This is a genomic window from Bacillus sp. GM2 (assembly GCF_056155945.1).
The window spans coordinates 992,674-1,016,728 of record NZ_JBRKSZ010000008.1; the positions used below are offsets into that span (position 1 = coordinate 992,674).

Here is a 24,055-nt window from a genome sequence, read left to right on the forward strand (position 1 = left end):
AGTGAATATTGACTCCAATATATATTGTAACATCATATGACAAGTGAGTTGGAAGAAAAAGAAAAAAGCGATATAAATAAAGCGGAGGTGATCGTCTTGAAATCGACGATATCGGAGCTGAAAAAGAAATTGTATGAACAGCAGATCAGAGCAAAAGGGCTTTACACATTTGAAGAGTACAAAGATATGCGCAATGTGCTGCAAACGCTGCGGATGAAATTTGCGGCCTATGAAGAATGGGATTTGTACCAACATGCGACCGATTTGATGGTCAGCATTCTCTTGAAAAACAGTTGGAACAGCCGGGTGGATTAATTGTGGAATCTTTAAAAAAACACCTCGGCCGAGGTGTTTAATAAGACCGTTCGTCTTCTTTGTTGTCCTGCCGGTCATAGATGACAAGCTTCGCAGGACGGTTCTCTTTCGCCATCTCTTCTCCTTTTTCCACGGCCTCTGTCCTTGTATCATAAAGCTCAACAGGCGCCGTATCTTCCAGTTTCAAAAACCACCCGTCTGTCTCGGCATTTGGTGATACCGTATAAACCTTCATGAAAAACAACCTCCCGAAACTTGTTTACTGATTTGTTTCCCGTATAGATCAGGGAAGCAAACATTCCGACAGCTGTTCTCCCTTTCTATGAAAATATTTCTACAACATGCGATTCTGCAAGAGTCTATTTTTTTTCTGTAAAAATGGTAAAATAGACGTTGGGTTATTTTTAAATGGGAGGACGGTGCTTAACATGACAGATCTTCTGAATGACAGGCTGCCGCCGCAAAATATCGAAGCCGAACAGGCCGTGTTAGGTGCTGTTTTTTTAGAACCATCAGCTTTAACTTTGGCGTCAGAAGTCTTGATTCCAGATGATTTTTACAGAATGTCGCACCAAAAAATATTTAACGCCATGCTTGTTCTTGGAGACCGCGGCGAGCCTGTAGACCTGGTGACGGTGACATCAGAGCTTGCGAACACGGACCTTTTGGAAGAGGTTGGCGGCATTTCTTATTTGACGGATATTGCAAATTCTGTGCCGACTGCGGCTAATATAGAGTATTATGCAAAAATCGTGGAAGAAAAATCGATTCTCCGCCGCTTGATCCGTACAGCAACGACGATTGCCCAAGACGGATATACAAGGGAGGATGAAGTCGAAGACCTCTTAAGCGAAGCAGAAAAAACGATTATGGAAGTCGCCCAGCGCAAAAACTCCGGGGCCTTTCAAAATATTAAAGATGTTCTCGTTCAAACCTACGATAATATTGAACAGCTCCACAACAGAAAAGGGGACATCACCGGGATTCCGACAGGTTTTACCGAGCTTGACAGGATGACGGCGGGCTTTCAAAGAAACGATTTGATCATCGTAGCCGCCCGTCCGTCAGTCGGCAAAACCGCTTTTGCCTTAAACATCGCCCAAAACGTGGCGACGAAAACCGATGAAAGCGTCGCGATCTTCAGCCTTGAGATGGGCGCCGAGCAGCTGGTCATGCGGATGCTCTGTGCGGAAGGCAACATCAACGCCCAGAATCTCCGGACCGGAAACCTGACGGAAGAGGATTGGGGCAAGCTGACAATGGCGATGGGAAGCTTATCAAACAGCGGAATTTTCATCGATGACACACCGGGAATCCGCGTCAGCGAAATCCGTTCCAAGTGCAGACGTTTAAAGCAGGAGAACGGCCTCGGCATGATTTTGATCGACTACCTGCAGCTGATCCAAGGAAGCGGCAGATCAAGTGACAACCGCCAGCAGGAAGTATCGGAAATATCCCGTGCGCTGAAAGCGCTGGCGAGGGAGCTTGAAGTTCCGGTCATCGCCCTTTCACAGCTTTCCCGGGGCGTCGAACAGCGCCAGGATAAGCGTCCGATGATGTCGGACATCCGGGAATCGGGAAGTATCGAGCAGGACGCCGATATCGTTGCGTTCCTGTACCGTGATGATTACTATGACAAAGAATCTGAGAATAAAAACATCATTGAAATCATTATTGCAAAACAAAGGAACGGCCCGGTCGGGACCGTCTCACTCGCTTTTGTAAAAGAATATAATAAGTTCGTCAACCTGGAACGCCGGTTTGATGACGCGGGTGTTGCGCCTGGTGCATAAATCCCTGAGACATGTTCTCAGGGATTTTTCTTTTTTCTTGCATTGCGGTTTTTACCGATTTCAAATAAACCCGTCGCTGTTAATCCGGCCAGTCCTCCTGACCATAAACGGAGCACCAGTTCAAGGTCTGTAAAAGGATATGCTGCGGCACCGATCAGCAAACCTATCAAGAGTGAAACGAGCGGAATCAAATTTTTCGGCACTTTGACCGTCTTCTTCACCAATTCGACCAAAGCCAAAATGATCGGCGATAAAACTGATGCAAAAATTAATACCGTCTCCATCGGCATCTCCCTCCTTACTTATTGAATATTTGCGTTGTCGGTTTTTTATGTATCATTGTCCAAGAAAAACGGTTTTTTTAAGATTTGACTTACAGACTGTCTATTAAAAAGAAAATATATGAAATTCGCTTTATAATAACGAACAAAAATGTTCAACGTTAAAATTAATGTTCGGATTTACAATTGACTTTACGGGATGACACTGATAAACTGAATGTGTTTGATATTGATATCGTTTGAAAAGGTTAACGGAGGTGCACGGATATGTCTTCAGTAGTTGTTGTAGGTACGCAGTGGGGTGACGAAGGAAAAGGCAAAATCACCGATTTCCTTTCCGAAAATGCAGAGGTAATCGCACGGTACCAAGGCGGAAATAACGCAGGACATACGATTAAATTCAACGGGGTAACGTACAAACTGCATTTGATTCCATCCGGTATTTTTTATAAGGATAAAACGTGTGTGATCGGCAACGGAATGGTTGTTGATCCGAAAGCATTGGTAACGGAGCTGGCTTATCTTCATGAGCGGAACGTCAGCACGGACAACTTGAGAATCTCCAACAGGGCCCATGTCATTCTGCCGTATCACTTAAAGCTTGATGCGGTCGAAGAAGAGCGGAAAGGGGCCAATAAAATCGGCACGACGAAAAAAGGAATCGGCCCGGCTTATATGGATAAAGCCGCTCGCGTCGGAATCCGGATCGCCGATCTGTTGGACAGGGACGTTTTCGAAGAAAAGCTCGCCCGCAATTTGGAAGAAAAAAACCGTCTGCTAGAAAAAATGTATGATGCGGAAGGATTTAAAATAGAAGACATTTTAGACGAATACTATGAGTACGGCCAGCAGATCAAACAATATGTCTGCGATACGTCCGTCGTCTTAAACGACGCACTTGATGACGGCCGCCGCGTCTTATTCGAAGGGGCGCAAGGGGTTATGCTTGATATCGACCAAGGGACATATCCGTTTGTCACGTCTTCAAACCCTGTCGCCGGCGGCGTGACGATCGGCTCAGGTGTAGGACCGACAAAAATCCAGCACGTCGTTGGTGTGTCGAAAGCTTACACAACGCGTGTCGGAGACGGTCCGTTCCCAACAGAGCTGAACAATGAGATCGGAGACCAAATCCGTGAGGTCGGCCGCGAATACGGAACAACTACAGGTCGGCCGCGCCGCGTCGGCTGGTTTGACAGCGTGGTTGTCCGCCATGCCCGCCGCGTCAGCGGAATTACCGACCTTTCATTAAATTCAATTGACGTATTGACCGGTATTGAAACATTGAAAATCTGTGTCGCTTACAAATACCGCGGCGAGATCCTGGAAGAGTTCCCGGCAAGCTTAAAAGCGCTCGCTGAATGTGAGCCTGTCTATGAAGAAATGCCGGGTTGGACCGAAGATATCACGGGCGCGAAAAGCTTGAGCGACCTGCCTGAAAATGCCCGCCATTACCTTGAGCGAGTTTCTCAGCTGACAGGCATTCCGCTTTCCATTTTCTCAGTCGGTCCTGACCGCTCTCAAACAAATGTGGTGAGAAGCGTTTATCGTCCGAACTAAATTCTAGAAGAGCCTCTGCAGTCCGCAGGGGCTTTGTTTTTCAATGACAAGGAGGGCAAACGGGTGGAACGTGTCGATGTTGTATATTCATTCGCGGAAGAGAACGGAGACATTCTGATGGTGAAAAACAAGAAAAATCAATCATGGACATTGCCGGGCGGCAAGGTGGAAGCTGGAGAATCGCTGACGGAAGCCGCGGCGAGAGAAATGAAGGAAGAAACTGGCTATGGAATTCAGCCTCTTGATATTTTAGCCGTAAATGAAGCGGTGATCAGCAGCGAGCATGTATATTTCATCGTCTTTAGAGCACGGATCACCGACCGTCCGGATGCCATCACGTTTGACGAGAACATTGTTGAAGCCAAGTGGGTGCCGCTTCATGAAGCTGACCGGCTGTTGTCTGTATTCCATCCGAATGGAATCATGCACTGGCTGAACCGCGAAGGGGCGGAGTATCATCACGAAGGGAAAAAATAATAGAAAAAAATAAAAAAATATATTGCCACTTCTGTTCGTTCTATGATAATATAAATCTCGTTGTTGCGAAAACAACGAGACGAGCCATTAGCTCAGTTGGTAGAGCACGTCCGAATACGCTTCGGAGAATTCGCTTCAGCGTACACATCGAGAGACATCCCGAAAAAGCTTCCTGAGATGTGGACGTCGTTATTTTAAGGGTGTCATTTAATCTTGAGCCATTAGCTCAGTTGGTAGAGCATCTGACTTTTAATCAGAGGGTCGAAGGTTCGAGTCCTTCATGGCTCACCATTTCCCTGGCCCGTTGGTCAAGTGGTTAAGACACCGCCCTTTCACGGCGGTAACACGGGTTCGAATCCCGTACGGGTCATTGATTTACTTTAGCGTTATTGCTAAATCCCCGCTTGCTTCGGAGGAGACCACGATTCTTCTCTGAAGCAGGTACTGTAATCATGCAAGGTCCGGTAGTTCAGTTGGTTAGAATGCCTGCCTGTCACGCAGGAGGTCGCGGGTTCGAGTCCCGTCCGGACCGCCATTTTATAAAAAGTTACATACATACCCGGCTCGGTAGCTCAGTTGGTAGAGCAACGGACTGAAAATCCGTGTGTCGGCGGTTCGATTCCGTCCCGAGCCACTCTAAAAAGCGCGTCTGTTTTTAAGCAGATGCGTTTTCTTTTAGCTGAAATCAATGAAATAAAAATGCTGAAGGAATGAAAAGGAGAAAAAAAGGGAGGCCGGTAACCCGGCCGAAGAAGAAGACGTTACTATATAGACGGCTTTAAAGCATAAAATGTTTCATTTTTCAGTAAAAAAAGTCACAAAAATTTAATTGTTGTGATAAAAGCGGAAAAATAGAGCGTGGATTTAATTTCCAAACGTTTTCCTTTGAACTATTTTTTTAACTTTTGCTTCATAAACGTTATAATGTATAAGAAATCTATTTCGATTTCTAGAAAGTGTTTTTTTAATGATGACATGCAGTGTACTTTGATATAAAACATAGACAGCCATCCGCTGGCTGTATCCAAACTCTGAACCAGGAGGAATGAATAATGGAAAAAAAGATACTAGTTGTAGATGATGAAAAGCCGATTGCTGATATTTTAGAGTTTAATCTGAAAAAAGAGGGCTATGAAGTCCATTGCGCATACGACGGCAATGAAGCGCTTCAGATGGTTGAGGATCTCAACCCTGATATGATTCTGCTCGACATCATGCTTCCGAATAAAGACGGTGTGGAAGTGTGCCGTGAAGTCCGCAAAAAATATGATATGCCCATCATTATGCTGACAGCAAAGGATTCGGAAATCGATAAAGTCATCGGCCTTGAACTGGGCGCTGACGATTATGTGACAAAACCGTTCAGCACCCGCGAACTGCTGGCGCGTGTCAAAGCGAACCTGAGAAGACAGAACACAGCGGCTCCTGCCGAAGAAGAATCGTCTTCAAACGAAATTCAAATCGGATCGCTCGTCATTTTTCCGGATGCCTATGTCGTTTCAAAACGCGACGAGACAATCGAGCTGACACATCGGGAATTCGAACTGCTGCATTACCTTGCAAAACATATCGGGCAAGTCATGACGCGTGAACATCTTCTGCAAACCGTGTGGGGATACGACTACTTTGGGGATGTCCGGACAGTTGACGTTACGGTTAGACGCCTTCGCGAAAAAATCGAGGATAATCCGAGTCACCCAAGCTGGATCGTTACAAGGCGCGGTGTCGGCTACTATTTGAGAAATCCGGAACAGGACTAATACACAAATGAATAAAGTAAGTTTTTTTCGCTCGATTCATTTTAAGTTTACCTTAATATACGTTCTGCTGATTATCGTCGCCATGCAGATTATCGGCGTCTACTTTGTCAATGAGATGGAGAAGTCACTTCTTAAATCATATAATGACTCTCTTGATCAGCGGGTGAACAACCTATCGTATTATCTGGAACAGGAAATGACGAAGGATAGAAGCACATCTTCCTCGTCTACCTTGAAGGAAGATGCAGAGCGGATTCTAAATGATTTCAGCAAAGAAGGAGAAATTCTCGAAGTCAGTCTGATTGATAAAAGCTATGAAGTCATCGCGACCTCCAATCCTTATAACCGGGAGGTGGCGGGGAAAAAGACAACAGAGGGCATTATCAAAAGGACGCTGCTTGTCGGCATTCCATACGAAAATAAATTTTTCGACCCGGAGCGGGACAGCAAAGTGCGGATTTCGGTCACACCGATTAAAAAATCGAATCAAGAGACAATCGGGGCCATTTACGTCGTGGCATCGATGGATAATGTCTACAATCAAATCCGGACGATCAACACCATTTTAGCGTCTGGAACTTTTATTGCGCTTGGAATCACTGCTTTTCTCGGGATTTTTGTCGCGCGAACGATTACACATCCGCTGTCAGATATGAGAAAACAGGCCATTGAACTGGCGAAAGGAAATTTCTCAAGAAAAGTCAGGAAGTACGGAAACGACGAAATCGGCCAGCTGGCCACAACGTTTAATTATTTAACAAGAGAGCTGAAAGAAGCTCAGTCCATGACAGAAGGCGAACGAAAAAAACTATCTTCTGTTATTGCGTATATGACAGACGGAGTTATCGCGACTAACCGAAATGGCGCGATTATTTTGCTTAATACGCCGGCGCTGGAGCTTCTAAATGTTTCACGTGAAACGGCTCTTGAAATGCCGATCACTTCGCTGCTCGGCCTTGAAGACGAATACACGTTTGAAGATTTGGTTGAACAGCAGGATTCCCTGCTTCTTGAAATTGAACAGGAAGAACGGACGTCTGTGCTCCGCGTCAATTTCTCGGTCATCCAAAAAGAACACGGAAAGATCGACGGATTGATTGCGGTCATTTACGATGTCACAGAACAAGAGCAGATCGATCAAGAGCGGAGAGAGTTTGTTGCAAATGTCTCCCACGAGCTCAGAACGCCGCTCACAACGATGCGCAGCTACCTAGAAGCGCTTGCGGAAGGGGCATGGCAGGATCCAAACATTGCGCCGCGCTTCTTGAATGTGACACAGAATGAAACAGAGCGCATGATCAGGCTTGTCAACGACCTGCTGCAGCTTTCAAAGTTTGATAGCAAAGATTATCAATTCAATAAAGAATGGATTCATTTTATCCGTTTCTTCTCATTGATTATTGAACGCTTTGAAATGACGAAAGAGCAGCATGTTGAGTTTATCAGCAATCTGCCGGATAGAGAATTGTATGTTGAAATCGATCCGGACAAGATTACGCAAGTGCTGGATAATATCATTTCAAATGCATTGAAATATTCCCCTGAAGGAGGCCATATCACGTTCTCTGTTGATGTAAATGAAGAAGAAGAGCTTCTTTATGTCAGTGTCAAAGACGAAGGTGTCGGCATTCCGAGAAAAGACGTGGAGAAGATCTTCGAGCGGTTCTACCGTGTAGATAAAGCCAGAACAAGAAGACTCGGCGGTACGGGACTCGGTCTTGCGATCGCAAAAGAAATGGTACAAGCCCATGGCGGCGACATCTGGGCCGACAGCATCGAAGGAAAAGGAACAACGATCACATTTACCCTGCCGTATAAAGAAGAACAAGAGGATGATTGGGATGAAGCGTGAAACAATTAAAACGATAATACTGTCCCTTTTGGTTTTGATCAGTCTTCTTTTTACTTTTAATATTTGGGGATTTCAGGGGAATTACGAAAAAGTTGAAGACTCACAGGCTCAGGTCAGCGACAAACAGCCGATTACAAACCAGACAAAGTTGTTAAATGAAGCCGTCAAACCGCAGCAAATGTTCATTCATGAGAATGGACAGCATTATTTGCTGAATGACACGACGCTCTATTCTCAGCTCTGGGATGACATGGGACGATGGGAAGTCAAATCGTTAAAGGATATCTCGGACAAATTTGACAGGCAGCAGTTCAAAAACTGGCTATACGCTAAAAATAAAGACTCCAAATTGGATCTCGTCTTCAGCGACAACATTCCGATCGATGTGCTGCAGCCGCTTTTCAAATGGTCCGCCAATTCTTATGAATACAACTCTTTTGACAGAATCGTTCTTCCTTTCAATGAAGGACGGGGCATGAAGAAGATCTATTTTGTATCCTTCAGCAAAGAGACGGTTGTTGAAGCGGTGATTGAATCGGCAAATTACCGCAACATCCTTTCAGACATTGAAAAAGAAAAGTCGCAGATGCCTCTTTATGAGGATTTTGCAATCAATTCGCGCAGAGATGTCTTGCTTCCGGTTAATCGGCTGAAGCTGTCTGAAAAAGAGTATTTTACAGAAACGATCAGCCCGACGCGTTTTAAAAAAGCTTTATTTGATGATCCGCAAACCGTGCGGCAGGAAACCAACTTAAACAGACCGGTATATACGGATGGAACAAGCCTTTTGGAGATCTACTCGAACAACAGACAGATTAAGTTCCAGCACCGCAACCTGGAACCGAGTACTTCTTATCAAAATGGAGAGCTGATCAATAAAAGCTTCAAATATTTAAACGACACGGGAAGCTGGACGGATGATTATCAATTTTTCGGTTTGAATGAAAATCAGCAGATCAACTTTAATCTGTTTATGGATCAGCTGCCGGTCGTTAACAGCCAAAACCAGCCTTTCGGAACGACATCGATTGAACTTCGCTGGGCAAACAACGACATATTGGACTATAAACACCCGACATATGTCTTGGGCGCAAACGCAAATCCGGTCAGCAAAAAGGATAAAGAAATCATGAGCGGAGAAGAATTGATTCAGTTCCTGCAAGACAATGAAGAGTATGACTTTGATAAGATTGAGCAAATTTTCCCCGCCTATGAAATGGTCTCAGTATCAGAGGAACAAGACCCTCTTGTCAAACTTGTGCCGACATGGTGCATTAAAATAAACGGTACGGTAAAGCCGGTATCAAAGAAGGATTCAGCGGTGAAGGAGGGCATAGAAAATGGAGTGGAATAGAACAAAAACAATCTTCATTATCGTCTTCCTCATCCTTGATATCTTTTTGGCCTTTCAATACTTTGATAAGCGCAGCAACAATCAGTTTCCGATTTTAGAAAAATCAACGCTGCAGGAGGATATGAAAGCAGACCATATTTCATACGGCAATTTGTCTAAAGAGACGTCAAAAGGCTCCTCAATCTCTGCACAAAAGCGAGTCTTTAAGCAAAGCGAGATTAAATCGTTAAAAGGGCAAAAGCCGAAGGCGTTAATGAATACCGCAAAAGAGAACGCTTTGACAGAAATAGAAATGGAGTTTGAAACACCCATTGCGCTTCCGAAAACGGATATGAAGACAAAAGCAAAGGAAATCGTGAATGAAGAGATTATCGACGGCAATAAGTACAAGCTTTGGAAGGTCGATAAGTCCGGAAAACAGATCGTTTTCTTCCAAACCTATAATGGGAATTACATTTTTCAGGACCGGCAAAATGATGATAACAACGAGATGGGCGAAGTCGTTCTGTACCTGAATAATAAAAACGAAGTCGTGTCTTATAAGCAGTCAATGCTGCAGGATATTAAAGAAGTCAAAACGGAAAATCTGATCTCTGCAGTCGGCGCGGTTGAAGCTTTGTACTACCCGGATTATTTGAAGAAGTACAGCAAAATTAAATCAGCCGAGCTTGGCTATTTCACGCAGTATCCGCTGGCAAGCGCTCAAATTTTCGTGCCCGTTTGGCGGATCGAAGTGGAGCGCAAAACGGACGATAAAACCATTCACGAAGAATTTATCGTGGATGCACGGGACGGAGCGCTTCTTCAATCACAAGAGAAAAAGGAAAAATCATAATGGAGTGAGAAACCATGAGCCTGCAATTTAGCGTACTTGCGAGCGGGAGTACCGGTAATGCTTTATATTTGGAAACCGATGACCACGCTTTTTTAGTTGACGCAGGACTTAGCGGGAAGGCGATGGAAGGGCTGATGGCGCAAATTGATCGAAAGCTTGATCAGCTCGACGGCATCTTTGTTACACATGAGCACAGTGACCATATAAAAGGGCTTGGCGTGCTGGCAAGAAAATATGAGCTGCCCGTTTACGCCAATGAAAAAACGTGGAAGGCGATGGAAGGGCATATCGGCAAAATGGATAACGGCCAAAAGTTCGTTTTTCCAATGGAAACCGTCAAGTCATTCGGCTCCCTTGATGTCGAATCGTTCGGGGTATCCCATGATGCCGCAGAGCCGATGTTTTACGTTTTTCATTACAATGGCCGAAAGCTCGCTTTGATTACGGATACGGGCTATGTCAGCGACAGAATGAAAGGCATCATCCGCTCGGCAAACGCTTTTGTTTTTGAAAGCAATCATGATGTCGGCATGCTGCAAATGGGCCGCTATCCGTGGAACATCAAGCGCCGGATTCTAAGCGACGTCGGACACGTATCCAATGAGGACGCGGCACTCGCAATGACCGATGTAATCGGCGATGAGACATCGAGAATTTATTTGGCTCATTTAAGCCAGGACAACAACATGAAAGAGCTGGCAAGAATGTCTGTGCAGCAAACGCTGGCTGCCAAAGGATTTGCGGCAGGAGAAACGTTTGACTTATATGATACCGATCCTAAGAAACCGACGCCTCTCGTAGCGGTGTAAATTTTCCTGATTGAATGATTAATCTGCAGGCAGATGATCCACACTATATACATATATCGTTCCTTGAAAGGATTTGAATATAGTGGAGTTTAATCATGATGAGGAAAAATTCGTTCGGGAAAAGCCGGTGAGAAGTTGGAGAAGCTTTTTGTTTTCAAGCCTGGTCGGCGCCGTCATCGGCGCTCTTTTAACAGTGTTTGCCTTGCCGTATCTCTCGCAGCAGGGATGGCTGCCGTATAATCTGCAAGTCATCGAAGCGCGCGGCGGCCAAGGAGCACAGCAGGGCGGGACGGTCCGCAATGTATCCGTCAACGTGAATAATGAAGTCACGCAAATGGTCTCTAAGGTTTCTGATTCTGTTGTCGGCGTTATCAACATCCAAAAGACAGGTGTATGGGATGGTGACAGCGAAGCGGGAACAGGCTCGGGCGTTATTTATAAAAAGGACGGCAACACATCCCACATTGTGACAAACCACCATGTCATTGAAGGGGCGTCCCAAATAGAAATCAGCCTGAATGACGGAACACGGATTCCGGCAAAACTGATCGGCAGCGATAAGCTGATGGATCTGGCCGTCCTGCAAGTCAACAGCAACAAAATAAAAGCAGCTGCCGAATTTGGAGATTCTGATAAAGTGAAGACAGGCGAGCCTGTCATCGCGATTGGAAACCCGCTCGGCCTGCAGTTTTCAGGCTCTGTTACACAAGGAATCATCTCAGGAACCGAACGCGCTGTGCCGGTCGATTCCAACGGAGACGGACAGCCGGACTGGAACGCCGAAGTACTGCAGACGGATGCTGCCATTAACCCGGGTAACAGCGGAGGCGGGCTGTTTAATATTGATGGAAAAGTCATCGGCATTAATTCGATGAAAATCGCTGAATCAGCCGTCGAAGGCATCGGTCTGAGCATTCCGGCCAACCTTGCCATTCCGGTTATCGAAGATTTGGAAACGTACGGTGAAGTGAGACGGCCGTATCTCGGAATTGAGATGAAATCACTTGGCGATATCGCAAGCTACCACTGGCAGGAAACGCTTAAACTGCCGAAAAACGTAACATCAGGCGTAGTTGTGATGGGTGTTCAGCCGGTATCTCCTGCAGGCAGAGCCGGTCTGAAAGAGCTCGATGTCATCGTCGAATTTAACGGTGACCGTGTTTACGATATCGTTGATCTGCGTAAAAAGCTTTACACCAAAAACGTCGGCGACAAGGTAAAAATCAAATACCTGCGGGGCGGAAAAGAAAAGACAACAGAAGTAAAGCTGACCCGATCCCAATTAGGAAGCTGATAAAGACAGTCTGGCCGGTACTGCCGGGCTGTTTTTTTATTATGAAGCGCCCAACGAATGATCGTCAAAAGGAAAAAATGTGATTTTTGGAGAGTGAAATGAGATTTTTTCTGAGTGAATAATCGAATTTTTGGGTGTGAATTCCAAGTTTTTGCCCTGCAAAAATTATAGTTTGTAAAAAATGGACAAAGCATCATATTGCGTTTCAATTTTGCGTACGATATGATGACTTTAATATTCTGACAAATGGCCGATTTAATGCAGGATTTAAAGATCAGGGCGGAAAGGGAGATAGGATGAGTCAGCATGCACTTGTATTACAATCTGATTTTGGCCTTGATGACGGGGCGGTAAATGCGATGTACGGTGTGGCTTATTCGGTTGACAGTTCAATTCGGATTTTTGATTTGACGCACAACATTCCCGTTTTTCACATTTGTGAAGCTTCCTATCGGCTGCTGCAGTCCGTTTCTTATTGGCCTGAAGGCACTGTCTTCGTGTCGGTCGTCGATCCAGGGGTCGGCTCAGAACGCCGCAGCGTCGCAGTCAGAACCTCTTCCAATCAATATATCATCACACCAGACAACGGAACACTCACCCACATCAGCCGGCAAAATGGAATTGCCGAGGCGCGCTATCTTGATGAAGCGCAAAACAGGCTTCCAAAATCAGGCGAATCACATACATTCCATGGACGCGACATTTACGCCTACACCGGGGCAAGACTGGCAGCCGGCGCTCTCAGCTTCGACAGGATCGGTCCGGAAGTTTCTATAGATTCCATCGTCAAACTGCCGGTCATGGAAGCGTACATCGAAAATGATTGGATAACCGGAACGATCGATATTTTAGATGTCCGGTTTGGAAACCTTTGGACGAATATCAGCCGGACGCTCTTCAAGTCACTTGATGTTCAATACGGAGATCCAGTAGAAGTCGTCATCAAGCATGAAGACACAAAAGTCTATCAGCAAACGTTGGCATTTGGCCGGTCGTTTGCCGATATGCCTGTAGGCAAGCCGGTTGTTTATATCAATTCATTAGACCGCTTGGGCATTGCCCTCAACCAAGGATCATTTGCTAAAACATACCATATTGGCACAGGCATCAACTGGCGGATTTCTCTTCGAAAAAGTATATAGCGTTAGACAAAAGAGCCTGATTTTCCAGTCAGGCTCTTGCTTTTGTGTCATTCTTATGACATAAAAACGGTTGTCACACATTTTTCAGCTAATCGTGAAGACAGCAACCTCTTCAAAAAATGGTTCTTTTGTCACATTGGTACCTAAGTCATATTGTCTAAAACAAGAGAAAAGAATATATTGAGGGGGTGTGCCGCTGCTATGAAAAAATTCATTCAATTCATTTGTTTGGAAAACGAGTGTCCGGAGGAATGATATGAACGACAATGTGCAGGCTGCGTTGAAAACGCTGTCTAATGTAAAGAGCAGAAGTATCTTGTCCGTTTTTGTGCTATGTCTGATCACACTGGGGGTTTACATACCATACTGGTTTCTATCCAGGAAAAAAAGCTTCGATTTGCTGCCTTATCATGATATTCCCTACACCACGTTAAAAGCTATCATATTTTATCATTTATTTTCTATTCCAATTAGAATATCAGCAAAAATCGCTTTTCCTGACATGCATTACAGCCTGTATATGTTGCTCGACCGCGTGATTTTGATTCTGTCCGCAGGTGTTTTGATATACTGCGCACTGGTGGTGACTGCTTCATTAAACAAGCTTTCAGGCAAAGAACCTGCGAATGGATCGATTTTTGCCTTCCTTTTGAATATCATTTACATTCAGCACAGAATCAATAAACTTTCCGAGCCGAAAAGCGAATGGCTGAGCAAAGCATCATGATCTATAAACAAGGAAGTGAAGTACAATTTGATGTTGAAATCGAAAATTAAAATTGACTTGAACAAACCGAGAAAAAAGCCGGAAATCCGTTTGACGCCAATGACGGAAGAGGACTTTAAGATATACCAGACCTATTCCATCCAGCATTACGCCATGGAGAAAGTAAAAGCGGGCACATGGACAGTGGCGGAAGCTATGGAGAAAGCAGAAGAGCAGTTTGCGGCCCTTTTGCCAAACGGCATTGAAACGATCAACCATTATCTATGGTCAATCATGAACGACAGCGGGAACGCCGCAGGCTGGGTTTGGATCTACGCTGATCCGCACCACCCTCAAAAGGAAGCGTTTATTTACGATTTCGGGCTTTATGAAGCGTACCGCGGCCAGGGAATCGGCCAGCAGGCTTTAGCCGTCTTAGAAGAGGAGGCAAAGCAATTAGGAGTCAAAAAGCTGTCCCTGCATGTATTCGCCCATAATAAAAAAGCGAAGCGACTATATGAAAAAATGAATTTCGAGACGACAGATTTGCATATGAGCAAGAGACTGTAAGATCAAAGCTGTGAAAGCTTTGATCTTTTTTCATATCCAATGTTCCACATGGAACATAGCGTGTCATTATTCCTAGTTGAGAGATACGAAAAATAACGAAAAAAAGACAAAATGATTCGATAGAACCCCTTTATGTTGCGTAATGACAGATTGCATATTACAAAGGTAAAAATATGACGAATAATGTCCTATTGATTGTCGAATTTCTGCAGATGAACACGAAATAAGGAATGGGCAAAAGGATATAGTTTTTTTATTCCGGTCAAAAAAAAGAATCCATATACCTAAGAAAATCCCAATTTAACACTTCAATGGATTTTGATTTATTGGATTCAATATAGTACATTTTGATATGGAAAGTGGAAAAGTATAGATGACAAGGATAAAAAGACCTGGAAGAACAGTTTTAAGGAAAGAAGAGTGTTTCAGCATGAGTAAGGAATTAGAGGAATTTCCGAAAATAAAACCCTTATATGCGGTGTTATTAACGATCATAACGTCCGGCATATACATCCCGTATTGGTTTCTCTCAAGAAGAAAGAATTTAGAACGATGCCAAATTAAGCTCCCGTATGTCGCCATTAAAGTGACGCTGCTGTTAAGCGTCTTTTCAATTTTGGAGCCTTTTTGGACTTTTTATTCAATCACATTTCAAAGTGAAGACCTGCTGCCATACAGCAACAGCATTTTGCTTCTCCCGCTGCGCCCCGGACACAGCTTTCTCCCGCAGCTCTCATTCCTCCTTTTTTGGACGGTAAATTTATATAGTGCATTTAAGGTTAGAAAAGCGTTTATTGGGCTGTCGGAAAAGCAGGTTAACGGGTTTTGGACTTTCATTCTTAACGTTTCATATTTGCAGTATATTACAAATCAGCATTCTTTAGTTGTTCAGGAAAAAAGAGAAGCAGTATAAAAACAAGATTAAAGCATCAGCGAGATTGGCTGGTGTTTTTTATTTGGAGAGAACAGAGTTATCCAGAGGAATATAAAAGCTTGTGGATAACCGCGTGAAGTCATGCTAAAACCTACTAACATGTGCATAAATAGGGTATATTGAATAAGGAGCTTTTTTATAAAAGAGCCCAATGATACAGATATTGGAGGGACTTTTATGAAGTCTTGCGAAGAGCATATTGAAACGGTCATTGACATGTATGTGGATGAGGAAGAATTGGCCCCGGAAATCAGAAAAATCGAACATACACACAGTTTATCCACAACCTGTGAATTGTGTGATAAGCCTGCAGTATATATAGTGGGGAACGAATGATCGGACACTAAATACACAACCTTTATCCACAATTGTGGATAATGCATCTGAATAACTTGTTCTTAAAGTGGGGATGACCTGTGAATATATCAATCGTAGCAATCGGAAAACTAAAAGAAAAATATTTAAAACAAGGAATCGATGAATACATAAAACGGCTTTCGGCATACGCAAAAGTCGACATCATCGAACTTCCGGACGAAAAAGCACCGGAAAACCTAAGCGACCAGGACATGAAAATCGTCAAAGACAAAGAAGGCGAACGAATTCTCTCCAAAATCAGCCCAGACGCCCACGTCATCGCCCTGGCGATCGAAGGAAAAATGAAAAGTTCGGAAGAATTAGCCGATAATATGGATAGACTCGCCACATATGGAAAGAGCAAGGTAACCTTCGTCATCGGCGGCTCGCTCGGCTTAAGCGACGCCGTCCTGAAGCGCGCAGATGAGAAGCTGTCGTTTTCACGGATGACGTTCCCGCATCAGCTGATGAGACTGATTTTGCTCGAGCAGGTTTATCGGGCTTTTAGGATTAATCGAGGGGAACCGTACCATAAATAGAGGCAAAAAATGATGTAAATATGGTGGTATTTTGTTGTCGGAAGCGGGTATTGGCTTTGGAAAACCATTTGCATTATCCGTTTCTCTATACAACATGTGGATAAGTGTAAAGGTCTTAGAAATATTGACCTCTGAAAAGTCAAAGTCGAGTTCAATTTGATCGACCATTCGTGATTGACCAATTGGATGCTTTACTGTAATTTTATTAAGCAAAAGTTGAAGTAACTGTTTTTGCCTTTCTCTTGATGATTGTTTATAGACTAAAAGGAATTTTTCTAAAAGCTTTTGAATCAGTTCTGGTTTTATTACTTTTGCATCGTTCGAGCTTAATTGCCCAGTGATTTCATTGTGCCTTTGTTCTAACTCTGCTTTTTCTTTAGAGACATGCTGTAATCGTTCTTGCAAGATTGCTATTGGTAAGGTCTTTTGCTCAAATGCTTCCAAGTAACGATTCTGTACTCTTGTATTTCTGATAGGCGATTTTCTAATTGTTTCAATTCACTATTGAGTTGGTTTAAAGATTCAATCGAAGTAGTATTTATAGATTGAAGTTTAGAGAATAACTGATTTTGGTTGGAAAGGATCTTCTCAATCTTATTAATTACTTCGTATTCTGCATCATATGCTTTTATTGAATTTGCTCTACATGCAGATGAACCTTTGTTATGAAAGTTAGAGCAAACATAATAACGATATTTCTTCTTTGTTCCATCCTTTCGTTTATTTGTTGTAATGGCAGGAACCATACCTTGACCACAATCGGGGCAACGTAAAAGACTGCTAAGTAAAAATGGTTCATTAGATTGCCTTTGTTTAAATGATTTACTTTTCCGCCTTGCTTGTACCATACTCCATAATTCATCGGAAATAATGGCTTCATGCTGTCCTTCTACAAGGATAGGATTTGGATTTTTCCCTCTCCTCCGTTTTGTATCCCAATTTTCAACTTTTAACCAACTGATCTTCCCGTTATAGATAACATTGTCTAAGATTTGAGCTACACCGTTTATCGAAAAATAACAATTCCGTTTAGTTCTGTAACCTGCTTTATTTAAGTAGTTTGCGATTGACTTTAAGCCTTTACCATTGGCATATAGTTGATAGATTTGTTGTACAATCTCAGCTTCCTTTTTGTTGATCACAAGCTCTTTTTCAATTGTATCGTAGCCAAATACAACGCCTCCATTCCATGAACCTTCTAATGCTCTCTGTTTCATTCCGAGCTTAACGTTCTCAGATAACGTATTACGCTCCATTTCTGCAATGGAAGCCATTAGTTGAACAACTAAACGACCAATTGGACTGCCTGTATCAAAGTTTTCAGAGTAAGAGATGAACTTTACTCCATAATCTTCGAATTTGTCTAATAGAGTGAGAGTATCTAACATATTTCGTGATAGGCGTGAGATCTTCCAAACAAGAACAGCTTGAAATTTATCCTTTTCAACATCTGAAATAAGTTTTTGCATTGCAGGGCTACCGCTAATGTTCTTTCCACTTATTCCCTCATCTACATATTCCTCTGCAATCTCCCAACCATATAACTGAGTATATTGACGTAAAGTTTGTAATTGGGCAGATATGCTGTATCCTTCCGTTGCCTGCTCTTCGGTAGAAACTCTACAGTAAATTGCGACACGTTTTATTTCGTGCATAATAATCCTCCCTTCCTTGTAATTATAATATGAAACACAAAAAAGAGAAAAGATGTTCCCCTTCTCTTAGTTCAATTGATTTCAAATATTTTAAATCAAACTTATAAATCACTTCTTTGATCGTTCTATCCTTAGTAGTTTTTCCTGGATTTACGTGAATCTCTTCAATGAGAGAACGAAGTAATTCCTTTTTGTCATCATCTTCGATAATATTGAAAAAGTTCTTTAGATCGTGTAGTGAAGTTGAAATGATATTGGTTAAAAAGGTTTTATCTCTGAGTTTAATGAGGTGCTGTAATTTTTCAATTCGAGTTATTATTAATTTTTCTTCCTCTCGTAAATCTTCCATTTCCTCTTTTAAAATCTCTTCTGAAATAATATCTTTTAGCCTCCAATTTATAAGTTCTTTTCTCTTCGTTTTTAATTCCTCTAACTCAACTTCATACGTCTTGATAGTTGTTTCCAATGGCTCAATTTCACTCATGGCGTATGAGTGAATCATTTTAATCAATGGCTCTTTAACATTGTATTTTTGCAAATCACAAAATAATTGATCAAATACATGTTGCTCAGCATAATCCTTTTTTACAAGGTTTGAGGAACATGCCTTACTACCACTGTTCTTATTTCTGGAGAATTGGTAGTATTTGTATTTTGGACTGCTATTTCCTTGTACCATGGCTGAACCACATTCTGGACATTTTAACAAACCTGATAAGGGGAAGCTTCCAGGATGCAACTTCTCTTGCACATAACTGTTTAGATCCATTACTTGCTGTGTTTTCTCCCATAATTCTATATCTATGATGGGAGCATGTTTTCCATCTCTCAGTTCATTCCGCCACTTTACTTTGCCAATATATATGGGGTTACTTAGTATCGTTTTTACGGCAGTTATTGACCATAAATTATTTTTTTTAGTAGTGATACCTAAAGTATTTAGGTGTGACGCTATTTTTCTATAACCCCACTGATTTATCGCATACTTCTCAAAAATATAATTTATGACTTTTGCTTCTTCAGGCACAATTTTAAGTTTCTTATTCTTTGATGCATATCCATAAATTACGCCTCCATTAAAATGTCCTTCAGAAGCTCTTTTTTCCATGCCAGAGTTTGTTCGGAAAATAATCATATCTCTTTCTAATTCAGCAACTAATGACATGATTTGGTAAAGAATTTTCGCTCTTGGATCTCTTGTATCAATATTGTCAGCTATACAGATAAGGTTTATTCCCGCCTGTGTTAATCGCTTATAAATATAAAGGGATTCTAAATTATCCCTCGATATACGATCAGAATCATAAACAACAACGTAATCTATTTTGTTTTTTTATCTAAAACAAATGAGTACAACTCTTTAAATTCAGTACGATTTTTAAATGATTCAGCCGATTTCGCCCCCTCATCAAAGATGTGAACGAGGGAAATATCATTATTTTTGCAGTATTTTTCAATTTCCTCTCTTTGTTTTCCAATAGAAGTATTGTCTAATTGTTTATCGGTACTTACTCGAACGTAACCAACAGCTCGCATAAATCATTCACGCTCCTAATCTGCTTTCCTTAAATTTGTCGTAAATAGTAGATTCATATTTGACAATCATATCGGACAGTAAGTTAAGAAATTTTCGGGCATTGTATTTTTCCAGCTCTGCTCCAATTAATAATTGTTTTTCAATTTCTTCATGGAGATTTAAAGTAGGGGATTCTTTCATTGGGGATCTTCCTTTCGTAGTGAATTTTTGAGGTTATCAAGGTTAATGACATGAGGAAAGTGTCATTAACCTATGTAGAAAAAGAGGAGATATGTTCGAAGTATTGCAAAAGAGATTGCCGTACTTTTTAAACTTTCATTATCGGAAAAAAACGAACCTCCACGATCACGTGCTTACAGTTGGATCTGGTCGAAGCAACATCTCTTATCGTTGTTCGGCAAATAACGCAAAATCACTGGCATTTGTTGAACTAAATTTCGATTCCTCAAGAGGAAAAGAATATGAGAGATTTAAAAATATGGAGCAAACAATTCGACAAAAAATACACTCTCAAGTCATATTTAAAGATCGGAAAGTCGGTGTTTATTTTCAACCATTGCAAACCTATGAAGAAACATTTGAACAAATCGCTGAGATATTTGAACAATTCATTTTGTTCTTTAGTCCTTACCTATATGGTGGAAAAGATATAAATGTTATAAGTGAACAGGAAGAAAAAGGTACAAAAGGCATTCAATCTGCAATTTTAACAAGCGGCGGATCGTCTTCGGGAAAAGAGAGAGCAGTCCTTCATCTTTGACATCCGCTTCTTTGACTTCTTCCACCATCTGCTTGACCTCTTTTTCGAAACGCTGAGATTACCATTTTATCTGCTTACATAACGATTTATCTGTTTTGCGTGAACAATTTTGGAACACATCCAGATTGCTTTTCCGAAAATCGCTGATAGTGCGAAAACCACGACGCTCCCCTTTTACAACCAGTGAACAGATTTAAGGATAGCCGTCTGAATTTTCCGGAAGCTGAAACACCCGTGATATATATAACCATAAATTAAACAGCATAGGCGGATTGTACGAGTTCCTCCACATTCGGAGTATTTCTGAATGATAGAGCCACACGGTCCACGTTCTCACTGGCTAACCGGATCAAATGATCTTCAGGAGTCAGCATAATACATCCAGTTCAGGTAGATAAGATTTGAATTTGGTGACTTGCTTTTGTTCTTCTTCTTTCATTTTCTGACTAATCCAAACTGGGAAAAGCAGGGCTTTTAACAGATTAGGAGGTTTCTGACATGCACCATTCGGTCACTAACCGAATGCAGTAAAGGACACTGTGGTGCTTGCCAGCCATTAGGGTATTGAGGAGGTGATCAAAATGCTAGGTGACAGTATTTCGTCGAAGTGGACAAGTCGTGACCAAATGACCTCGGATCGAGGGTTGGTCATGGAGGAAAAAATTGATGTCTGGTGACAAAGAGGAGTCATGATATGGCACCGCCAACGAGGGAAAAAACTCTTCCCGCATCGACACGGTATGTGGGCGGTGACAAACTAACTTATAGAGTAAATTTATTAGTCGAATGAAAGAGGAGGAATGAAATAATGAAAAATCATTTGTATGAGAAAAAAAGAGGAAACCTTTGACTCGGACAATTAAAGCGACGCTCGCCGTGTTGACAATGTCCATCGCTTTGGTGGGAGGCGCTACGGTGCCTTCATTTGCATGGGTGAATCCGGGTTATCACTACCAGTACCCATCGGAAGGTGGTACATGGAGGTATGGATTCGTAAACGCCGGGCTCCGTTCTGAGTACAACCACCCGACAAAGGTCCACGGCTCGACAGTGCAAAAGCTCATCGATGGAAAAGTGGATAAAACGAATAGAAGTATTGATACGGCTGCGGGCCGCTACTCTAATGCCTATGTCGGAGCCATAAACTCACCTGGTCTTAAGGGTCGTTACTACTATCGCACCAACTAATCAAAGGGAAAACGGTTGCTGTCAACGGGGCTAGCATGGCAAGACCCAGAAAAGTTCTGGGAGATCCCGCTTTGCATAAGCGTATTATAGTGGATGACGCGGGCTTTGTTGTTTACACTTCTTGCACCTGCTGACGGCAATCATCCCTATCTATGAAATCGAGATTTCAGCAGGCCGTTATTTTCGAGAGAGTTAAATCTATATTCATTGTTTTTATTTTGGTAAGGACATACCGGATTTTAGGTTTGGATTACCGGTCGAGTTAGCTTGTCTTTTCGCCCACTACCGTGTCGATGCGGGAGCAATTTACCAGAAGCACTTACCGATTGATAGTTTTTTATTCCGGTGATTGCAAAGTTTCATAAACTCTGAGAATTCAATAGGGGTAATACCCCGCTTTGAGGGGCGCGGCATTTTATGCGCCCCGAGTATTTATTCTTAAAATTTTTAAATTAATGTATCTATATAAAAAGGAGATGCTTTCGGTGTACTGCCAAAGCATCTCCACAAAAGATAGTGCATATCTGCAGGAAAAAACATAAAATGCAACTAACATTTTTTGGAAAGCAATAGGTTTATTTAATTTTGTAGTTTTATCTTGGTAGCCTTAGCAGTAAGTTATTTTATGCGGTGCAATCCTCTACTTTTCCAGGTTTAGTGTTGATGCCGGCCGTTATTCAGCAAATTTGACAAGAAACAAATTCTTTGTGCCCCGGCAGTCAATAGGTTACTTATGGTACAACAAGTGAAATTTGCTAGTTGTAAAAGGAATTAATGTTTGTGACGAAGAAGAGATAGTATGTCACGACACTGTCTACAAGAGAGAAAAAAACGTTCCCCTATTAATGTGGTAGGTGGGTGATGATTAATCGGCTTGAAGAGTAAAAATAGTTAAGTAAATGAGGAGGAATGGAATAAATGAGTGCCGCTTTTTATAGCGTAGAATTTGATGGGAGGTACAGATGTTGATTGAAGCACAGGGCATTTCAGTAGCAATTGGTGGGCGGACCGTGCTTGATGGTGAGACCGTTCAGTGCCCGCCAGGGGTCATGACAGCCCTCGTTGGTCCAAGCGGATGTGGAAAGACTACACTTTTGCACTGCCTCGGGCTATTGCTCCCGGTTAATCAGGGACGCATCTTGATAGACGGACACGATGTCACAAGCTACGGTACTGCGGCGCGGCGGCGGTTTTGGCGTGATCATGCGGCGTTCATTCTTCAGGATTACGGCATTATGGATGAGGAGTCGGTGGCATTCAATGTCACCATGCAGGCGAGCATCCTTGGGCGGCGTGTCACGGGAAACCAAGAGCGGTTGGCGCAGGTGCTCGAGCAGACGGGTCTCCAGGGTCGAGAAGGTGAGTTGGCTAGCCACCTTAGTGGGGGCGAGAAGCAGCGACTCGCACTGGCTCGTGCCATCTACAAGGACGCTGCATTCTTGTTTGTCGATGAGCCGACCGCCTCGCTTGACTCAACCAATCGGCGAAAGGTTATCGATCTGTTTGCGGACTTCGCTGCGCGTGGCCGCACGGTTATTGTGTCTACGCACGACTCTGAGATGATCAACGCGTGTGGTGCTCGGCATAAGGTCGGTTCCAGCAGTTCGTCAAAACCATTGTCGACCAACGATCCCGGCAACTTAGGAGGTAACTCATGAAATCAACCACGAAGATCATTATCGGTGTCGTCATAGGATTATTGCTTGCAGTTGGAACAATTGCATTCCTAAACGGATGGATCACAGTGTCAAGAGACACTCATCCGCCGTGCGATCAGCTGCCGAACGTAACAGAGGCCAATGCAGCGCTTTCCAGACATCAAGACCTCGTCGAGGAGATTAAAGCTTTGGGTGATGACATTACGGTCGAAGTAGGAAAGCCGTGTCCTGATGACGAGAACCGAGGGCTGGTCATGGTTAGCTATGGTTCAAGATCCGAGCATGACGCAATCTCCGACCTGCTCAGCCGCCGTGACGGGTTTGGGGTCCCAGTGCACCTGGTGAAGCGCTAACTCAACTTCTACACAATTCACTCGGTGTAATCGTTTCCTGCTGTTTACGGCAAGACTGGCTCCCCGTTTTTGTCAAGCAGTATGAACCTGATGCAGACCAACTACGCCAAGCAAGAGGCGCTGGCTAGGCTTTACATATGAGCCCTTGGAGGATTGATTGGAGGCAGAGACAAACGAGTTGAGGAGTAGAAATATTGACAAAAATAGTTGAATAAATGAGGAGGAATGAAATGAAGGGGGAACATTATCTGTTAATCCAGGCAATTACGCCAGTCCCCGGCGATACCGGTTGTGTTCGCCGGGGCTTAGCATGGCAATTTTCAAAT

General features: G+C 43.0%; 26 protein-coding genes and 4 tRNA genes. 24 read left to right on the forward strand and 6 right to left on the reverse strand.

Features of this window, described 5'->3' with window-relative positions; translation table 11 throughout:
• Nucleotides 1-87 precede the first annotated feature (87 nt).
• Nucleotides 88-315, forward strand: coding sequence for a hypothetical protein (locus tag ACVC9U_RS19760; RefSeq protein WP_369878904.1), 228 nt, complete (start codon nt 88-90; stop codon nt 313-315).
• A gap of 37 nt (nt 316-352) precedes the next feature.
• Here the strand turns inward: ACVC9U_RS19760 and ACVC9U_RS19765 are convergent, their stop codons facing one another.
• Nucleotides 353-550, reverse strand: a complete 198-nt coding sequence (locus tag ACVC9U_RS19765) for a DUF2188 domain-containing protein (RefSeq protein ID WP_003177982.1) — start codon at nt 548-550, stop codon at nt 353-355.
• A gap of 193 nt (nt 551-743) precedes the next feature.
• Between ACVC9U_RS19765 and dnaB the strand changes: the two genes are divergently transcribed.
• Nucleotides 744-2,108 (forward strand): replicative DNA helicase, encoded by a 1,365-nt coding sequence (dnaB, locus tag ACVC9U_RS19770; protein ID WP_003177980.1) that lies wholly within the window; start codon nt 744-746, stop codon nt 2,106-2,108.
• Nucleotides 2,109-2,125: 17 nt separating this feature from the next.
• Here dnaB and ACVC9U_RS19775 read toward each other — a convergent pair whose 3' ends face one another.
• Entirely contained in the window at nt 2,126-2,392 is a 267-nt protein-coding gene (locus tag ACVC9U_RS19775; RefSeq protein WP_003177977.1) for a holin, read from the reverse strand.
• 264 nt (nt 2,393-2,656) lie between these two features.
• Here ACVC9U_RS19775 and ACVC9U_RS19780 point away from each other — a divergent pair, with 264 nt between their 5' ends.
• The 18 genes from ACVC9U_RS19780 to rlmH all read left to right on the forward strand — a co-directional run bounded on the left by ACVC9U_RS19780 (nt 2,657) and on the right by rlmH (nt 16,578).
• Complete coding sequence (locus ACVC9U_RS19780; RefSeq protein ID WP_003177974.1) at nt 2,657-3,949, forward strand: adenylosuccinate synthase; 1,293 nt, start codon at nt 2,657-2,659, stop codon at nt 3,947-3,949.
• Between the two features lie 63 nt (nt 3,950-4,012).
• A complete protein-coding gene (locus tag ACVC9U_RS19785; protein ID WP_009330020.1) occupies nt 4,013-4,426 on the forward strand; it encodes an NUDIX hydrolase in 414 nt (137 codons plus the stop codon).
• A gap of 215 nt (nt 4,427-4,641) precedes the next feature.
• Nucleotides 4,642-4,717, forward strand: a tRNA-Lys gene (locus ACVC9U_RS19790).
• Between the two features lie 7 nt (nt 4,718-4,724).
• Nucleotides 4,725-4,796 (forward strand) — tRNA-Glu (locus ACVC9U_RS19795).
• A gap of 88 nt (nt 4,797-4,884) precedes the next feature.
• Nucleotides 4,885-4,961, forward strand: a tRNA-Asp gene (locus ACVC9U_RS19800).
• A gap of 26 nt (nt 4,962-4,987) precedes the next feature.
• A tRNA-Phe gene (locus ACVC9U_RS19805) sits at nt 4,988-5,060 on the forward strand.
• A gap of 418 nt (nt 5,061-5,478) precedes the next feature.
• Nucleotides 5,479-6,186 (forward strand): cell wall metabolism DNA-binding response regulator WalR, encoded by a 708-nt coding sequence (gene walR / locus ACVC9U_RS19810; protein WP_003177967.1) that lies wholly within the window; start codon nt 5,479-5,481, stop codon nt 6,184-6,186.
• Nucleotides 6,187-6,193: 7 nt separating this feature from the next.
• A complete protein-coding gene (walK, locus tag ACVC9U_RS19815; RefSeq protein WP_003177965.1) occupies nt 6,194-8,038 on the forward strand; it encodes a cell wall metabolism sensor histidine kinase WalK in 1,845 nt (614 codons plus the stop codon).
• Nucleotides 8,028-9,392, forward strand: coding sequence for a YycH family regulatory protein (locus tag ACVC9U_RS19820; protein ID WP_003177963.1), 1,365 nt, complete (start codon nt 8,028-8,030; stop codon nt 9,390-9,392). Before walK ends, ACVC9U_RS19820 begins: the two co-directional genes overlap by 11 nt.
• Entirely contained in the window at nt 9,379-10,227 is an 849-nt protein-coding gene (locus ACVC9U_RS19825) for a two-component system regulatory protein YycI (protein ID WP_021837842.1), read from the forward strand. The genes ACVC9U_RS19820 and ACVC9U_RS19825 overlap by 14 nt, the downstream gene beginning before the upstream one ends.
• 14 nt (nt 10,228-10,241) lie before the next feature.
• Entirely contained in the window at nt 10,242-11,036 is a 795-nt protein-coding gene (locus tag ACVC9U_RS19830; protein ID WP_003177960.1) for an MBL fold metallo-hydrolase, read from the forward strand.
• 82 nt (nt 11,037-11,118) lie between these two features.
• A complete protein-coding gene (locus ACVC9U_RS19835; RefSeq protein ID WP_011198492.1) occupies nt 11,119-12,330 on the forward strand; it encodes a S1C family serine protease in 1,212 nt (403 codons plus the stop codon).
• A 296-nt stretch (nt 12,331-12,626) separates the two neighbouring features.
• Nucleotides 12,627-13,472 carry an SAM hydrolase/SAM-dependent halogenase family protein gene (locus tag ACVC9U_RS19840; protein ID WP_011198491.1) on the forward strand — a complete coding sequence of 282 codons (846 nt, stop codon included), beginning with the start codon at nt 12,627-12,629 and terminating at the stop codon, nt 13,470-13,472.
• Nucleotides 13,473-13,728: 256 nt separating this feature from the next.
• On the forward strand, nt 13,729-14,199 hold the full coding sequence (locus tag ACVC9U_RS19845; protein ID WP_003177954.1) for a membrane protein: 471 nt from the start codon (nt 13,729-13,731) through the stop codon (nt 14,197-14,199).
• A gap of 30 nt (nt 14,200-14,229) precedes the next feature.
• Nucleotides 14,230-14,748, forward strand: a complete 519-nt coding sequence (locus ACVC9U_RS19850; RefSeq protein ID WP_011201784.1) for a GNAT family N-acetyltransferase — start codon at nt 14,230-14,232, stop codon at nt 14,746-14,748.
• A 430-nt stretch (nt 14,749-15,178) separates the two neighbouring features.
• Nucleotides 15,179-15,661 (forward strand): DUF4234 domain-containing protein, encoded by a 483-nt coding sequence (locus tag ACVC9U_RS19855; protein WP_009330015.1) that lies wholly within the window; start codon nt 15,179-15,181, stop codon nt 15,659-15,661.
• A gap of 198 nt (nt 15,662-15,859) precedes the next feature.
• Nucleotides 15,860-16,018 (forward strand): CxxH/CxxC protein, encoded by a 159-nt coding sequence (locus ACVC9U_RS19860; protein WP_003177948.1) that lies wholly within the window; start codon nt 15,860-15,862, stop codon nt 16,016-16,018.
• An 80-nt stretch (nt 16,019-16,098) separates the two neighbouring features.
• A complete protein-coding gene (rlmH, locus tag ACVC9U_RS19865) occupies nt 16,099-16,578 on the forward strand; it encodes a 23S rRNA (pseudouridine(1915)-N(3))-methyltransferase RlmH (protein ID WP_003177946.1) in 480 nt (159 codons plus the stop codon).
• 410 nt (nt 16,579-16,988) lie between these two features.
• Here the strand turns inward: rlmH and ACVC9U_RS19870 are convergent, their stop codons facing one another.
• Genes ACVC9U_RS19870 through ACVC9U_RS19885 form a run of 4 tightly spaced genes read right to left on the reverse strand, consistent with a single transcriptional unit; the run spans nt 16,989 to nt 19,950 of the window.
• The gene (locus ACVC9U_RS19870; protein WP_441391409.1) at nt 16,989-18,233 is read right to left on the reverse strand and encodes a recombinase family protein; all 1,245 of its coding nucleotides are present in this window, start codon (nt 18,231-18,233) and stop codon (nt 16,989-16,991) included.
• Between the two features lie 22 nt (nt 18,234-18,255).
• On the reverse strand, nt 18,256-19,557 hold the full coding sequence (locus tag ACVC9U_RS19875) for a recombinase family protein (protein WP_306453979.1): 1,302 nt from the start codon (nt 19,555-19,557) through the stop codon (nt 18,256-18,258).
• Nucleotides 19,554-19,769, reverse strand: a complete 216-nt coding sequence (locus ACVC9U_RS19880; RefSeq protein WP_011201781.1) for a recombinase family protein — start codon at nt 19,767-19,769, stop codon at nt 19,554-19,556. Before ACVC9U_RS19880 ends, ACVC9U_RS19875 begins: the two co-directional genes overlap by 4 nt.
• Before the next feature lie 7 nt (nt 19,770-19,776).
• Nucleotides 19,777-19,950 carry a hypothetical protein gene (locus ACVC9U_RS19885; protein ID WP_011198487.1) on the reverse strand — a complete coding sequence of 58 codons (174 nt, stop codon included), beginning with the start codon at nt 19,948-19,950 and terminating at the stop codon, nt 19,777-19,779.
• A gap of 91 nt (nt 19,951-20,041) precedes the next feature.
• Here ACVC9U_RS19885 and ACVC9U_RS19890 point away from each other — a divergent pair, with 91 nt between their 5' ends.
• The 4 genes from ACVC9U_RS19890 (at nt 20,042) to ACVC9U_RS19905 (ending at nt 23,729) form a co-directional block, all read left to right on the forward strand.
• Complete coding sequence (locus tag ACVC9U_RS19890) at nt 20,042-20,530, forward strand: DUF4268 domain-containing protein (RefSeq protein WP_231133620.1); 489 nt, start codon at nt 20,042-20,044, stop codon at nt 20,528-20,530.
• Nucleotides 20,531-21,415: 885 nt separating this feature from the next.
• Nucleotides 21,416-21,718 (forward strand): lactococcin 972 family bacteriocin, encoded by a 303-nt coding sequence (locus tag ACVC9U_RS19895; RefSeq protein WP_232287634.1) that lies wholly within the window; start codon nt 21,416-21,418, stop codon nt 21,716-21,718.
• Between the two features lie 962 nt (nt 21,719-22,680).
• Nucleotides 22,681-23,376 (forward strand): ABC transporter ATP-binding protein, encoded by a 696-nt coding sequence (locus tag ACVC9U_RS19900; RefSeq protein WP_003177927.1) that lies wholly within the window; start codon nt 22,681-22,683, stop codon nt 23,374-23,376.
• Nucleotides 23,373-23,729: a hypothetical protein gene (locus tag ACVC9U_RS19905; RefSeq protein WP_009330012.1), complete on the forward strand. Its 357-nt coding sequence runs from the start codon at nt 23,373-23,375 to the stop codon at nt 23,727-23,729. The genes ACVC9U_RS19900 and ACVC9U_RS19905 overlap by 4 nt, the downstream gene beginning before the upstream one ends.
• Nucleotides 23,730-24,055 lie beyond the last annotated feature (326 nt).